At 65.3% G+C, this 14,501-nt stretch carries 13 protein-coding genes; 6 read left to right on the forward strand and 7 right to left on the reverse strand.

From position 1 onward, the window contains the following. The coding region (locus DVH23_RS08765; protein WP_114577072.1) for a glucuronate isomerase at nt 1–933 on the forward strand (933 nt) is incomplete at its 5' end. Between the two features lie 5 nt (nt 934–938). On the opposite strand, the gene DVH23_RS08770 is transcribed toward DVH23_RS08765, so the two are convergent. Beyond that, nucleotides 939–1,703: an SDR family NAD(P)-dependent oxidoreductase gene (locus tag DVH23_RS08770; protein ID WP_114577073.1), complete on the reverse strand. Its 765-nt coding sequence runs from the start codon at nt 1,701–1,703 to the stop codon at nt 939–941. 84 nt (nt 1,704–1,787) lie between these two features. Here DVH23_RS08770 and gfo6 point away from each other — a divergent pair, with 84 nt between their 5' ends. After that, on the forward strand, nt 1,788–2,840 hold the full coding sequence (gfo6, locus tag DVH23_RS08775) for a D-xylose 1-dehydrogenase Gfo6 (RefSeq protein WP_114577074.1): 1,053 nt from the start codon (nt 1,788–1,790) through the stop codon (nt 2,838–2,840). Here the strand turns inward: gfo6 and DVH23_RS08780 are convergent. The 4 genes from DVH23_RS08780 to DVH23_RS08795 all read right to left on the reverse strand — a co-directional run bounded on the left by DVH23_RS08780 (nt 2,837) and on the right by DVH23_RS08795 (nt 10,190). Then, nucleotides 2,837–4,897 (reverse strand): ABC transporter permease subunit, encoded by a 2,061-nt coding sequence (locus DVH23_RS08780; RefSeq protein WP_114577075.1) that lies wholly within the window; start codon nt 4,895–4,897, stop codon nt 2,837–2,839. The two genes, gfo6 and DVH23_RS08780, sit on opposite strands and share 4 nt — an antisense overlap. Nucleotides 4,898–4,961: 64 nt before the next feature. Beyond that, entirely contained in the window at nt 4,962–6,146 is a 1,185-nt protein-coding gene (locus tag DVH23_RS08785) for a mandelate racemase/muconate lactonizing enzyme family protein (protein ID WP_114577076.1), read from the reverse strand. 118 nt (nt 6,147–6,264) lie between these two features. Continuing rightward, nucleotides 6,265–8,175, reverse strand: coding sequence for an ABC transporter substrate-binding protein (locus tag DVH23_RS08790; protein ID WP_114577077.1), 1,911 nt, complete (start codon nt 8,173–8,175; stop codon nt 6,265–6,267). Nucleotides 8,176–8,345: 170 nt separating this feature from the next. Next, nucleotides 8,346–10,190 carry an ABC transporter substrate-binding protein gene (locus DVH23_RS08795; protein ID WP_114577078.1) on the reverse strand — a complete coding sequence of 615 codons (1,845 nt, stop codon included), beginning with the start codon at nt 10,188–10,190 and terminating at the stop codon, nt 8,346–8,348. A gap of 236 nt (nt 10,191–10,426) precedes the next feature. On the opposite strand from DVH23_RS08795, the gene DVH23_RS25140 reads away from it, so the two are divergent. Continuing rightward, nucleotides 10,427–11,485, forward strand: a complete 1,059-nt coding sequence (locus DVH23_RS25140; RefSeq protein WP_342764183.1) for an ABC transporter ATP-binding protein — start codon at nt 10,427–10,429, stop codon at nt 11,483–11,485. Continuing rightward, nucleotides 11,482–12,648, forward strand: a complete 1,167-nt coding sequence (locus DVH23_RS25145; protein WP_342764184.1) for an ABC transporter ATP-binding protein — start codon at nt 11,482–11,484, stop codon at nt 12,646–12,648. The genes DVH23_RS25140 and DVH23_RS25145 overlap by 4 nt, the downstream gene beginning before the upstream one ends. Here the strand turns inward: DVH23_RS25145 and DVH23_RS08810 are convergent. Continuing rightward, entirely contained in the window at nt 12,645–12,854 is a 210-nt protein-coding gene (locus DVH23_RS08810) for a hypothetical protein (RefSeq protein ID WP_114577079.1), read from the reverse strand. The genes DVH23_RS25145 and DVH23_RS08810 overlap by 4 nt on opposite strands. A 135-nt stretch (nt 12,855–12,989) precedes the next feature. Here DVH23_RS08810 and DVH23_RS08815 point away from each other — a divergent pair, with 135 nt between their 5' ends. Next, nucleotides 12,990–13,238 (forward strand): hypothetical protein, encoded by a 249-nt coding sequence (locus DVH23_RS08815; RefSeq protein ID WP_114577080.1) that lies wholly within the window; start codon nt 12,990–12,992, stop codon nt 13,236–13,238. Here DVH23_RS08815 and DVH23_RS08820 read toward each other — a convergent pair. Further along, nucleotides 13,235–13,909: an RraA family protein gene (locus DVH23_RS08820; protein WP_114577081.1), complete on the reverse strand. Its 675-nt coding sequence runs from the start codon at nt 13,907–13,909 to the stop codon at nt 13,235–13,237. The genes DVH23_RS08815 and DVH23_RS08820 overlap by 4 nt on opposite strands. Before the next feature lie 84 nt (nt 13,910–13,993). Between DVH23_RS08820 and DVH23_RS08825 the strand changes: the two genes are divergently transcribed. After that, a complete protein-coding gene (locus DVH23_RS08825; protein ID WP_114577082.1) occupies nt 13,994–14,227 on the forward strand; it encodes a hypothetical protein in 234 nt (77 codons plus the stop codon). The last annotated feature ends 274 nt before the right edge of the window (nt 14,228–14,501 follow it).

Here is a 14,501-nt window from a genome sequence, read left to right on the forward strand (position 1 = left end):
GAGATGGGCGTCGAACTCCTCTGTTCGACTGACGACCCAACGTCGTCGCTCGAGTACCACGACCACGCGGCCGAGGAGATCGAGGACGTCTCCGTGCTCCCGACCTGGCGGGCCGACCGCGCCCTCCGGCCCGGCACGGACGACTGGAACGTGTTCCGCGCGGAGCTCGCCGAGGCGACCGGCGTCTCCTGTGAGGACCTCGCAGGCTTTCGGGAGGCTCTCCGGGCGAGCCACGATCACTTCGCCAAGCGGGGCTGCGTCGCCAGCGACATCGGGATCCGGATGCCCGTCTCCCGGCCAGTCGACGACGACCGCGCCCGCGAGTGTTACGCCGCCGCCATAGGGGACGAAACGCTCGACGAGGAGGCGGCGACCGACCTGCAGGCATATCTCCTCGAGTATGTCGGAGAGTTGAACGCCGAGAAGGGATGGACGACCCAGTTCCACGTCGGCCCCGTCCGGAACTACCGGGAGTCGGTCCACGAGGAACTGGGACCGGCTTCGGGTGCGGACATCTCGACCCAGGACGTCGACATCGAGGGGAGCCTCGAGTACTTCCTGAACCGCTTCGACGGCGAGTTCCAGACGGTGATTTACGCGCTCGACCCGACCCACTACCCGACGGTCGCCACCCTCGCGCGGGTGTTCCCGTCGGTCAACGTCGGTCCCGCCTGGTGGTTCAACGACAGCCCGTTCGGGATCGAAGACCACCTCGAGTACGTCGGCACCGTCTCCCTGCTCGCGAACTCCCCCGGGATGGTCAGCGATTCCCGGAAACTGCTTTCCTACGGCTCGCGCTTCGAGATGTTCCGGCGCTCGCTGGCGAACGTCCTCGGCCGACAGGTCTCTCGCGGCCAGGTCCCGATGGAAGTCGCAAGCGAGGTCGCAAGCGAGGTGGCCTACGACCGTCCCCGCGAGGTCTACGGCTTCTAGCGGCGCTACAGGGCGCTTTTGTCGTAGGCGCCGTCGACGACGATCTCCTCGCCGGTCGTAAACGAGGCCCCGTCGCTGGCGAGGTAGATCGCCGTCCCCGCGATCTCCTCGGGGGTCGCGACGCGCTCCATCGGCGTCCGGTCGTCGATCGCCGCGCGGGTCTCGGTCCCCTCGTCGAAGGCGTCGCCGGCCAGGGGCGTCTTCACGAACCCCGGCGAGATCGCGTTCACCCGGATCTCGGGAGCGAGATCGGCCGCCGCCGCGCGGGTCAGTCCGTTGACCCCCGCCTTGGCCGCACAGTACGCCGGCCGGTTCTCTCTGGCCTGGCCGGCCGACATCGAGGAGATGTTGACGATCGCACCTTCGTCCATCTCGCGGCCGAAGGTCCGACACGCCCGGAACACGCCGGAGAGACAGACGTCGATGTCCTGGCTCCACTGCTCGTCACTCATCTCGGTCACCGACGCCCGCGCGACCGACCCCGCGGAGTTGACGAGGACGTCGACGTCGCCCATCGCCTCGACGGCCTCCTCGCGGAGCCGTTCGAGCGAGTCGCCGTCGGTGACGTCACAGGTCGTCGCCGTCGTTTCGGCACCCCGCTCGCGGAGTTCCGCGGCGACCGCCTCGCCGGCCTCGGGGTCCCGGCTCGCGGCGACGACGTCCGCCCCGTCCTCGGCGAACGCGAGCGCGATCGCCCGCCCGATGCCGCTGGTCCCGCCGATCACGACCGCCGACCGTCCCTCGACGCTCACGTCAGTAGACGTGTCCATGCCCGGTCGATCGGGAAGCCCGATCAAAGGGGTTGTGGTATTCGCCACCTACTCTTTTAACCGATCCCGTCCTCAACCGAGGGTATGGACCTCGAGATACCGACGCGGTTCGAACGCGACTGGAACGATCAGGCTGACACGCCCGTCCGCTTCGCGGTAATCGGCCTCGGCGGCTTCGCCCGGAACACCGCACTGCCCGCGATCGAGGCCGCGGACTACTGCGAGACGACGATCGTCGTCAGCGGCTCCCCCGAGAAGGCGAGGGAGGTCGCCGAGGAGTTCGACGCCGACCGCGCCCTCTCCTACGAGGAGTACGGCGCGGGCGAGGGAAGCGAGGCCTACGACGCGGTCTACGTCTGTACGCCCAACGCCCTCCACCTCCCACACGTCGAGACCGCCGCCGACCTCGGCAAGGACGTGCTCTGTGAGAAGCCCCTGGAGGCCACGGCCGACCGGGCCGAGCGCCTCGTCGCCGCCTGCGAGGACGGCGGCGTCACGCTGATGACGGCCTACCGGATGCAGACCGCCCGCTCGATCCGCTGGCTCCGCCGGCAGATCAGCGATGGAGTCGTCGGCGATCCGGTCCGGATCGACGGCGAGTTCTCCTTTCCCCTGCTCGACGGCGGCGATCCCGACCAGTGGCGGATCGACCCCGACCTCGCGGGCGGGGGCGCCCTGATGGACATCGGCGTCTACCCGATCAACACCGCCCGCTTCGTCCTCGGCGAGGACCCGATCGCGGTCCGGGCGACGGCCCACTCCACCCGGCCCGCCTTCGAGGGCGTCGACGAACACGTCGTCGCCAGCCTCGAGTTCCCGGAGGCAGTGACCGCGACGTGTGCGGCGAGTTTCGGCGCGGCCTCGGCGAGTCGCTTCGCCGTCACGGGCACGGAGGGCCGGATCGTCGTCGACTCGGTGTTCGGGATCGACGACGACCGGGAGATAACGGTCGAGACCGACGGGGGGACGGTCACGTTCGACGCCACGGCGCCGAGTGAGGTCAGAGAGGAGTTCGATTACTTCGCGGCTCGCGGCGAGAGCGGGCCAGACGGCCGACACGGGCTCGTCGACATGCGGATTACGGAGGCGGTGTACGACTCGAGCGAATGCGGAAAACGGATCGAACTGAGAGGTTAAATCGGCTCGTCGTCCTCGGCGGACTTGGCGTGGCGGGCGCGGATGCGGGGGTTGCTGATCCGGTCTAACGACTGGGCCAGCAGGATCAGCCCCATCGAGAGAAGCGCGATGAAGACGACCGGCGCGAACATATAGTGAACCTGATCGGTCGCCAGCAACGCGCCGGACTCCTCGGCGGCGTCGAGGACGACCCCCCAGTTGTTGTTGCTCCGGGGAAGGAAGCCGAGGTAGTAGAGCGCGACCGACGAGAAGATGATCTGTCGGGCGTGGTTCGCGAGGTTCATCAGCACGTACGGCACGATGTTCGGGAGGATGTCCTTCAGGATGATCGAGACCGTACCGACCCCCATCGCGCGGGAGGCCTCGACGTACTCGTAGCTGCGGACCTTCAGGACCTCCGAGCGGATCGCCCGGCCGAGTCCCCCCCAGGCGGCCACCGAGAGGATGAGCCCGATCATCGCAGGATGCCGGGGCTCGATGATCGCCGCGATGACGATGATGAGGGGAAGCCCCGGAATCGCCATGACGGTGTCACAGATCGTCATCAGAATTCGGTCGGTGCTCCCGCCCCGGAAGCCCGCGAGGGTTCCGACGGCGACCCCGAGGGTGACCGTTGCGATCGCGCCGGCGGTGATCATGATCATCACCGGCGTCGTTCCGTGGACCATCAGCGCGAGGATGTCGGTCCCGGTGTTTGACGTCCCCAGCGGGTGTTCGAGTCCGCCCTGCATCGGAGTTACCCACCGATCGAACGTCGCTGTCGGGCTCTTGGTGTAGCCGGGGCCGACGATTCCCAGGATGGTAAACGCCACGATGATCACGATCCCGGTCACTCCCCGCCAGTCGGAGAGGACGACCTTCGCGGGCGCGTAGACCGATCGATCCAGCTTCCGGTAGAGGATTTCTTTGCGGTCGACCTCAACGCGTCCCTCGTCGGTCAGGAACTCCCGGCGGGCCGCGCCGCCGTCGGCACGAGTCGCGGGCTCGTGGTTGCCCGTGAGACGCTTCACATAGCGTTTGATCTGGGTGCGGAGCGGGACGCCGGTCGAACTGCCATAGACCTCGGCGTCGTCGCGACCGGTCTTCGCGCGCGGGTCGATCCGGCTGTAGGTGAGGTCCGCGATGAACATGGCGATCACGACCGCGATACAGATGATCATGAACCCGCCGACCATCAGCGGGTAGTCGCGGTTGTTGACCCCCTCGTACATGTACCAGCCCATCCCGCGGTACTGGAAGACCTCCTCTAAGACGATCGAGCCGCCGATCATCCCCGCCATGAGGAGGAGAAGCCCGGTGTAAAGCGGGAGGATGGCGTTGCGCATCACGTACCGCAGCGCGATCCGGGTCGGGGGTAGTCCCCGGAGCTTGGCGACCCGGATGTGATCGGAGCCGAGGACGCTGATAGAGTTGCCCCGCATGTCAAGCGAGGCCGCCGCCCCGGTGACGATCATCGAGGCGATCGGCAGGGCGGCGTGGTGTAAGGCCCCGCGGACGAACTCGTAGTTGAGCCCGGGTGTCGCCTCCCCTGGATAGCGCGCGCTCGTCGGGAACCAGCCGAGCTGGTAGGCGAAGATGAACGAGAGCAAGAGCGCGGCGACGTAGTACGGCGTCGAGCCCTCGACGACGGCGAAGCCGGTCATCCCCGCGTCGAACTTCGAGCCTTCGTAGTAGGCCATGATCGCCCCCAGACAGATGCTCGAGGTGAAGACGATGACCATGGCGATCGACATGTAGAAGATCGTCCACGGGACCGCCTCCGCGAGCACCGAGTTCACCGACGCGTTCTGGGACATCGAGTGGCCCAGATCCCCCTGGAACAGCGAGGACATGTACTGGATGTACTGGATGTGCAGGGGTTGGTTCGGGTTGATGCTCAAGTGGAGTTCGACGAGCTGGCGGGCCGTCTCCGACGGCATCCCCTCGTTTACCATCTCGACCATCATCGCCTCGACCGGGTCCCCCGGCATGAGGCGCACGAGCGCGAACGTGAGATGGAAGACGACCAACACGGTGAAAGCCGCCTGTGCCACCCGCTTTATGAGCCAGTTGGTCATGGTCTATTGATACCGAAAGTCCATAGGGCGAGCGTAATAACAGTTCCGGTAGATGGAGTCCGACTCATGACTCCTCGAAGACCGTCTCGCCGGGCGCGAGGCGGTCGGCGACGGCGTCCTCGTCGAGTTCGACCCCCAGTCCCGGCTCGTCGGGAACGGCGATCCGCCCGTCCTCGATGATCGATCCCCCCTTGATCACGTCGTCCCACCACGGGAGGTCCCGGGCGTGGTACTCGACGGCCATGAAGTTCGAGGTCGCGGCGCCGACGTGGGCGGAGGCCATCGTGCCCAGCGGCGAGGCAACGTTGTGCAGCGCCACGGGGATGTAGTAGGCTTTGGCCATGTCAGCCATCTTCTTCGTCTCGAGCATCCCGCCGGTCTTCGGCACGTCGGGGTGGAGCACGTCGAGGCCCTGGTTCTCGATCAGCCGGCGGGCGCCCTCGACGCGGTAGACGTTCTCTCCCGCGGCGATCGTCGTCTCGCTCGCGCGGGTGACCTCCATCTGGACGTCGTGGTTCTCCGGCGGAACGGTGTCCTCCAACCACCACACGGGGTAGGGCTCGAGCGCCGACGCGAGCCGGCGGACGGTGTCGCGGTTCCAGCTCCAGTGACAGTCGAAGGCGACGTCCGCACGAGCGCCGACGCGATCGGTCACCGCCTCGACGATCTCCCGGCGGTAGTCGACCGCGCGCGCCGAGAGGCGTTTGGTCCGGCGGTCCTCGTCGCCGCGCCCCAGGCCGTCGAGGTCGAACTTGATCGCGTCGAAGCCGTCGTCAAGAACCCCCTCCGCAGCGTCGGCATACGCTTCCGGCCTGTATGCGTCCTCGCCGCCGCCGGCGTGGAGGTGCTCGCCGGCGTGACAGTCACAGTAGACCCGGACGTCCTCGCGGTGTTTCCCCCCCAAGAGCTGGTAGGCGGGCACGTCCAGGAGCTTCCCCGCGAGATCGTGAAGCGCGATGTCGATCGCCGAGATCGCCGTCACGCCGATCCCGGACATCCCGCCGAGATACGAAAGCCGGTCGAACAGCTCCGTACACCGCGCGTCGATGTCGAGGGGGTTCTTTCCGACGAGCAGCTCTCGTACGAAATCGACGTACTCGTCGGCTTTCGGACCGAGGACGGCCTCGCCGGTTCCGGTCACGCCCTCGTCCGTGTAGATCCGGACGTACGTCCAGAAGAACTCCGACTCGACGCGGGTCGTCCGGACGTCGGTTATTTCTACGTCACGCAGGTCGCTCCCTTGTGCCATACGCTCCCGGGAACCCGCCGGAACAAAAACGTCCCGATGCGACGGCTCGTCGGGGGCGAAATACGAATAGAAACGGAACGATATCGCGGAGCTATGGGGTCGGAACGGCGTCGACGGCTTAGGTCTGACTGATGCCGTTCTGGAGCATGTAGTGGGCGATCCGGTTCGAGGTGAGCCAGTCGTCGGACTCGACGTCGAAGTTCCAGTTCGCGGCGTCGACCCAGTAGTGCTCGCTCCAGGGGTAGATCATCAGGTTCGGGAGCAACTGGTTGTGTGCCCACGCGACCCTGGTCGCGATCTCCATCAACTCGTCTTCGCCGCCCGCGACCGCCATGTTATCCAGGGCCTCCCGGAAGTTGACCGTGATCGTGTCGCCCTCGGGGTTGCCGACCTCGGGCACCTCGACTTCCTCGCTCAGGATCTCGGTCCCGGTGACCGCCGCGCGGTCGGCGTCGAACAGTTCCTCCTCGAAGTCCGGCAGCGGGTGGTACTGTCGGGCCATCCCGTAGTTCAGATGGACGCTGATGTCGTACTCGAGGGTGTCGCCGTACTCGGACTGCCAGGTCCCCATGGCATTGGAAGTGCGTTCGGAGCTAATGCCGAACTCGGTCAGGTTGTTGTTGATGATCTCGCCGTGGTCCGGGAACCAGTCGCCGTGGGGGAACTCGAGTTGCCACTCCTCGTCCTCGGGAGTGTACCAGGTGCCGTCGTCGAGGCTGAAGCCGACCCCCTCGAGGAGTTCCTGGGCGCGGTCGGTGTCCCGGACCGAGTAGTCGGTCATCGCCTCTAGGGCGTCCTCGGCGACGAAGTTCTCGATGTAGCCGATGTCGACGCCGGCGGAGTAGGTGTCGACCGGCGTCGAGGGAGCGACGGTGTCGACCAGGTTCTGACAGTCGATCGCGTACGCGATCGCCTTCCGGACGTCGGGCTCCTCGACGATGTACTGGTCCTGGGGACCGAAGAGGAGCGCGAACGTTTGGCCGGAGTACGAGACCGGCGGCGACTCGTAGATGTCGGGCAGGTCCGCGGTGATCGCCGTGTTGTGTGCCCAGCTGGCGTCCTCGGAACGTAGCCCCTCCTCCCCATCGTACTGTCCGGTTCGGAGATAGAGCTCCCAGTCCTGGGCGACCGGGTGGTTCTGGTTTGGCACTCGGTCGGCGTACTCCTCGTTGGCCTCGATCCACATGAACGGACCCGAGTACATGGCCTGGTTCCACTCGGGCGCGAACTCAATGATGTTGCCCTGGATGTTCGAGATCTCCTCGTCGGAGTCGGTGTCGGCGAACTCCTCGACGAACCCGCCGTACTGGGCCTCCGAGACGTTCAGGATCGTCTCAGCGAACTGGTTCTCCCAGAACGAGGACTCGAGTCCCTGGTAGTCCTCGCGAGGCTGGAGGACGAGCGTCGTGTCGTCCTCGGCGGTGATCCCCTCGTCGGGGTTGATGTAGGTCTCGAGGCCCATCTCCATGTAGGCGCTGAGGCGCATCGCCGTCTCGAAGTCGGCGGCTGTGACCGGGTCGCCGTTCGACCAGCCGTAGTCGCTGCTCAGCGTGATCTCGGTCTCGAGGGTCTCCTCGTCGATCGACCAGTCGTCGGCGACCCGGGGGATGTACTCGCCGTCCCCCGTGTGGTACACCGAGAGATACTCGTAGCCGAGTTCCTGGAGGTCGCCCGCGTTCCACGAGGAGTGGTAGGGGTTGAGGATGTACTCCCCATCGTAGGGGGTTGTGGCGTCCGGTAGATTTGCCTCGCTCCACTGCTCGTAGTCGGCGTCGAACTCCTGTTCGACCTCCTCGGCTTCGCCGCCGTAATACTCCTCTAAGGCATCCTCGCCGCTACTGTCGTTGCCGTTTCCGTTCCCGCTGTCGTTGCCGTTGCCGCTGTCGTTCCCGTTTCCGTTGCCGTTCCCGTTTCCATTGCCGCCGTCGCCGCCGAGACAGCCTGCGATCGTCCCGGCGCCACCGACGCCGACCAGTGCGAGTGCTCTCCGTCGTGAGATGGCGCGCTGCCAGTGCTGCTTCTCAGGCATCAACCGAAATTGATGATAATGTATGATAAATGTTTCGGCCGGCGGCGATCCATCGTGGAGCGGTCCACGACGAGATCCGCGTCCGTCGTCCGGGCCGTGAGTGGTGCCCGGGGAGGGAGCGATCGGGCGGACGCCGTCGGGTTACGCCCGACTACGAAACCGCTTCGGGATCAAACCGGTTCGATCCCGTTCTGCAACAGGTAATGGGTGAGCCGGTTCGAAGTCAGCCAGTCTTCACTTTCGAGGTCGAAGTTCCAGTCGGCAGTGTTGACCCAGTAATGCCCTCCGCCCCAGGGGAAGCAAACGGCCGCGGGGAGCTTTTGGTTGTGGACCCAGGCGAGGTTCGTCGCGTGATCGACGAGTTCGTCCTCGGAATCGGCCGTCAACATCGCATCGAGCTCCTCGGGAACGTCGAACGTTACCGTATCTCCATCCGGACTGCCGACTTCGGGCACCTCGACGGTCTCTTCGACGATCCCCGTCCGTTCGGTGAGCAATCCCATGGTGCGATTGTTGAACACGTCGTTGAAGTCGGGGTAGGGGTGATACTCGCGAGCCATCCCGTAGTTCAGATGAACCGTCATATCGAAGTCGAGAGGTTCCATGACCTCCGACTCCCAGGTCGGCATCTCGCTGACGTAATGATCGACGTCTATTCCGAACTCCTGGAGATTGTTAGAGATCATCTCCGAGTGGGTGTCGAACCAGTCGCCCACGGAGAAATTGACGGTCCAAGTGTCGCCGTCCGGCGTCAGCCACTCGTCGCCATCGAGTTCGAAACCGATCGGTTCGAGGAGATCCTGAGCGGTCTCCGTGTCCTGGGGTGCGTAGTTCGCCATTGCATCGAGAGCGTCGGCCTCGACGTAGTCCTCGACATACAGGGAGTCGATCCCCGTGGAGTACTCATCGTGGGGCGTCCCCTCCGTGGCGGTGACCTCGGTCAGGTTCGGGATGTCGACTGCGTAGGCGAGTGCCTGGCGCACTTCGGGATGCTCGCGGATGTACTCGTCTTCGGTCCCGAAGATGATCGCAAACGACTGTCCGTCATACGGCAACGGCCCTTCGCCGTACTTGTCGGGCACGTCCTCGAGTTCGGAACTGTCGTCACCCCAGTCGACCTCGCCGGATTCGATCCCCTCCTCGTCGACGTACATGCCGGTTCGTTGGAAGAAGTTCCAGTCCTGTGCGATCGGATGCTCGGGGTTCGGGACCTGGTCGGCGTACTCCTCGTTGGCCTCGGCAAAGATCCAGGGGCCCGAGTACAGGACCTCGTTCCAGCTCACGTCGTAGTTGAGGAGGTCCTCCTGGACGCTCTCGTGTTCGTCATCGTCCCCCGCGTCCTCGAACTCCTCGACGAACTGACCGTACTGGCTCTCCGAAACCGTCAGGTTCGCCTCGGCCCATTGGCTCATCCACAGGTCCTTCTCCAGATCGCTGTACTCGTCTACGGGCTCGATGACGAGCGTGTAATCGTCGTCGGCGTAGACCCCCTCCTCGATGTCGACGAACTCCTGGATTCCCAGACTCAAGTGGCCGTCTAGCTTGTACGCGGTGACGAAGTCGTGGGCGGTGATGTCCTCGCCCGTCGACCAGCCGTACTCCTCCGAGAGGGAGACTTCGGTTCGAAGGGTGTCGTCGTCGATCGACCAGTCGTCGGCGATGCGCGGTACGTACTCGCCACGTTCGGTGTGGTACACCGCCAGGTACTCGAACCCGAACTCCTGTCCCAAGTCCCCGGGGTTCCACTTGGGATGATACGGGTTGAAGATGTGGTCGTCCTCGAACGGGTTGAGTTCCGCCGACGGGTACAGAACCTGGTACTCGTCCTCGTAGTCCTCGTTGTAGTCGACGTCATCGAGAACTGGTTCCAACCCCGTTTCTCCGAGGAGCTCTTCGTCCTCGTCGTCGGTACTATTACCCAAACAGCCGGCGATCGCCCCGGAACCACCGACGCCGACCAGTGCGAGTGCTCTCCGTCGTGAGATGGCGCGCTGCCAGTGGTGCTCTCCAGACATCCGATGGAGATGGATGATAATGACTGATAAATATTCTGGCCAGCAATTAGTTATGCGATAGTCACGCACCAGCGACCTGCCAATCGCCCGTCGGATTCCGGACTGCGCGTGACGCCCGGGGAGGGAAGGATATTTATAATTATGGTCCGGAGATGGGGGTGAATGTCTGGCCCTGTCTACAGCGTTCGGTACGCACGGAACCGAGCCGGCCGGAGAGACCGCGGGGAGAGGTCGCGATGGTGAACGAAGCGATGAGCGTCGACCGGGAGAGCCGGTCCGTCGAGGACCCGATCCTCAGCGTCCGGGACGCAAACGTCCGCTTCGAGATGGACAAAGGCGCCTCGCACGTCCTCAAGGATGTCACCGTCGACATCGAACGCGGGGAAACCCTGGGCGTCGTCGGCGAGTCGGGGTCGGGGAAGTCGATGTTCGCGGACACCTTGCTCGACGCCGTCGTCGAACCCGGGGTCGTCAGCGGCGATGTCACCTACTACCCCGAGGACGGCGACCCCGTCGACGTCCTCAACCTCAAACCCTGGGAGCTGCGCGAGCTTCGCTGGGAGGAGATCTCGATGGTGTTCCAGGGCGCGATGAGCGCCTTCAACCCCACCATGCGGATCGGCGAACACTTCGACGAGACCCTCGAGGCCCACGGCTGGGACAAAGACGAGGGGATGGAGCGGGCCGCACAGCTCCTCTCCGATCTCCACCTCGAGCCCAACCGGATGCTCGATTCGTTCCCCCACGAGGTAAGCGGCGGCCAGAAACAGCGCGCGCTGATCGCCCTCTCGCTCATCTTAGAGCCCGACGTCCTCGTCATGGACGAGCCGACCGCGGCGCTGGATCTCCTGATGCAGCGGTCGATCCTCAATCTTCTCTATGACCTCCGGGACAAGTACGGGCTCACGCTCGTGTTCATCAGCCACGACCTCCCGATCGTCTCGGGCTTTGCCGACCGGCTGGCGGTGATGTACGCCTTCGAGTTCGCCGAGGTCGGACCCGCCGAAGAGATCCTCGGCGGCGCCGCCCACCCCTACACGCGGGCGCTGTTGCAGGCGACGCCGAACCTCGAGATTCCCCTCGAGGACATGCGCCCGATCGAGGGCGAGAGTCCCGATCCGGTCAACCACCCCGACGGCTGTTCGTACCACCCTCGGTGTCCGCTCGGCGACGAGTTCTGTACGACCGAGGACCCGGGCTTTTACGACGTCAGCGACGACCACGAGGTCCGCTGTCACTACTGGGAGGAGGCAGACGAAGCCGTCCCGCTCTCGTTCGGGGGTGAGGGCCAGTGAGCACCCGACCCTTAGTCGAGGTCGACGACCTCGAGGTCCACTTCGAGGACTCCTCGCTGGTGGGCTCGATGGCACCCTCCTGGCTCGCCGACCGCCTCGGGGTCGCCGACGACCCGCCCGTGCGCGCGGTCGACGGCATCGACCTCGAGCTCGGCGAGAACGACGTCCTCGCGCTGGTCGGCGAGTCCGGCTGCGGGAAGACCACCCTCGGGAAGACGATCGTCGGCCTCCAGAAGCCAAGCGACGGCTCGGTGCGGTATCGGGGCGACGACATCTGGAAGGTCCGGGAGGGCACCGCCGACACCGACAGGACCTTCGAGGAGATCCGACGGTCGCTCCAGATCATCCACCAGGACCCCGGCGCCGCGTTGAACCCCTACCGGTCGGTGCTGGACAACCTCGCGGTGCCGCTCAAACGGTGGCATCCCCACCTCAACTACGAGGAGCGGCGCAATCGCATCCTTGCGATGCTCGAGCGCACGGGGATCACGCCCCCGGAGGACTACTCCAACCGGTACGTCCACCAGCTCTCGGGGGGCGAACAACAGCGCGTGGCGCTGATCCGCGCCCTGCTGGTCGAACCCGACGTCATCCTCGCCGACGAGGCCGTCAGCGCGCTCGACGTCTCCTTGCGCATCGGCGCGATGGACCTCTTCCTCGAGATGCAGGACCTGTTCGACACCTCGTTCGTCTTCATCTCCCACGACCTCGCGAACGCCCGCTACCTCGCGGGGAAGTCCGGCGGGAAGATCGCCGTGATGTACATGGGCGAGATCGTCGAGATCGGAACCGCAGAGGAGATCATCCACGATCCCCAGCATCCCTACACGAAGGTCCTCCAGTGGGCGACGCCGAAACTCGACGCCGAACTCGCCGAGGAGGCGATGCGCGAGTCGCCGCCGATCCGGAAGATCGACATCCCCGACGCGACGAACCCGCCGTCGGGCTGTCGGTTCCACACCCGCTGTCCCGAGGCCCGGGAGGCCTGCCGGGGGGAGACGCCCGCGCTCTACGACAGCGGCGGAAGCCACCGGACCAAGTGTTTCCGCGAACTCGAGGATCACGAGTACTGGAACAGCGAGGAGATCACCGACACGGACGCCAACCCCGACGAGTACACGATGGACGCCGAAGACGGAAACGAGGGCTCGACCGCCGATTAGAACGGTTTCCAGCCCGAGAGCAAGGCGAGAAGCGACCCTACGAGGGTCACGCCGACAATGATCGCGCTGACCTGTCCGATCGCATACGAGGAGGTGCCCGGCTCGAGATGGAGAAACGACCAGCCGAGCAGGGCGAGCATCGCGGCGCTGACGGCCAGAAGCGACATCCAGAGTTGCTGGCTCATGCTTGCGGGCGAGCGGGCCATGGCCCGAGATACCGTGTCTGCGGGCAAAAGGGTGGTGATCGGGGTCCCCACGGTCCCGACGATCGATCGGGGGTCCGGCGTGTCCGGTGTGGGTCGATCGCATGATTGATATGGCGGGACCCCGACCACCCGGACATGATCGACGTCTACATGGACCGGTTCGAACACCCGTACCTGCTCACGCTGTTGCCGATCGCCGCGATCCTGCTCGGGCTGTCGGCGGTCGTGGACTCCGCCGGCATGGGAACGTGGTCGGGCTTTCTCGTCCTGTACGCGACGTCCGCGGTCATCATCTGCCTGATCGGCTACGCCGCCTTCTTCCTGTTGAAGGCGAGCACCCGGGGGCTCCGATGGTGGCGCTTCCGCCGGTACCGAACCGACTAGAGAGTGCCGTACCGATCCCAGACCTCGAAGACGCTGTCGCCCGACCGGATGTCCGCCCGGACCGCGTCCTCGGTCTCTAGCTCCTCCTCGCCGCGCTCGACGACCTCCTCGACGTCGTCGGGATCGATGACCACGATCGACTCGTAGTCGGCGAAGAGGATGTCGCCGGGCGCGATGGTGACGCCGTGGATCTCGACGGGAACGTCCCACTCCCGGAAGCTGACGCGCCCGAAGGACTCGATCGCGCTGTGGCCGTCCGACCAGACCGGGAAGCCGTGGTCCTCGATCAGCCGCGAGTCCCGGGTGGGGCCGTCGATCAGGGCGCCGACCGCGCCCTGCTGGGCCACGATGGTGCTGAGGAGTTCGCCCCAGAGACCGACCTCGGTGTCCTTGGGCGCGGCCATCACGACGAAGTCGCCCTCCTGGGTGGAGTCGAGATACTGGAAGAACTCGGAGTCCTCGGGGTCGTCGCCCGACCCCTCCTCCTCGTAGCCGATCTCGACGCGCTGGGAGGGGTGGGCAGTGCCGACGACCGGCTCCCTGCTCCAGACGGGTCGGATCCGGGTCCCCGGGATGACGTTGTCGCCGATCCCCATCTCGTCGGTGATGTCGTTGATGAGTGCGCTGTGAAGGTTCGATAGCCGCTCGCGCTGGTCGTCCGTGAGAGTCATTCGCGCCCGGAGCCACTCGGGGTCGGCCCATAAGCCTGCCGCTCCGAGCGCAACTACTGAGTGGCTGGCCCTCCGAAACGACGTATGGACATATCGGGGCTCCGGAACTCCACGCGACGGGCGCTGCTCGTGACGATACTGCTTGCCGCCGGCGCCGTCGCGTACTTCCTCGTGCGCGGCGAGGGTACCTCGGCCGTCATCGTCGGCGCCCTCTTTCTCGCCTGGGGCTACTTCGAGTACCGGGGGCGCCAACTCGACGCCGAAGCCATCGAAGACGAGGACGAAGACCCCTTCGAGCGACGCAACCGGAGGCGATAGCGGGCCGACCCCCGCCGAACCGTTCCCGATCGGGATCGTTCAGGGTCGTTCGGGAACAGAACACGTCGTTTCTCCGTTCGCGGATCTCGTTCTCTCTGAGAGAAAGGTATTCTGTGAAGGGGTTCAAAACTGGAGGAAGGTGGACCGGGAGGACCCGTGTTTCAGTTCTCCGGCGCCCGTAGTGGCGTGGGAGTTGTTCCATCGCGCGTTCGAAACCACTTACACATGTACGTTTGTAACGGAATAGCGGAGGATCCCAGGGAACCAGTCCGTT

It is taken from the genome of Saliphagus sp. LR7 (assembly GCF_003344565.1).
Lineage (GTDB): Archaea > Halobacteriota > Halobacteria > Halobacteriales > Natrialbaceae > Saliphagus > Saliphagus infecundisoli.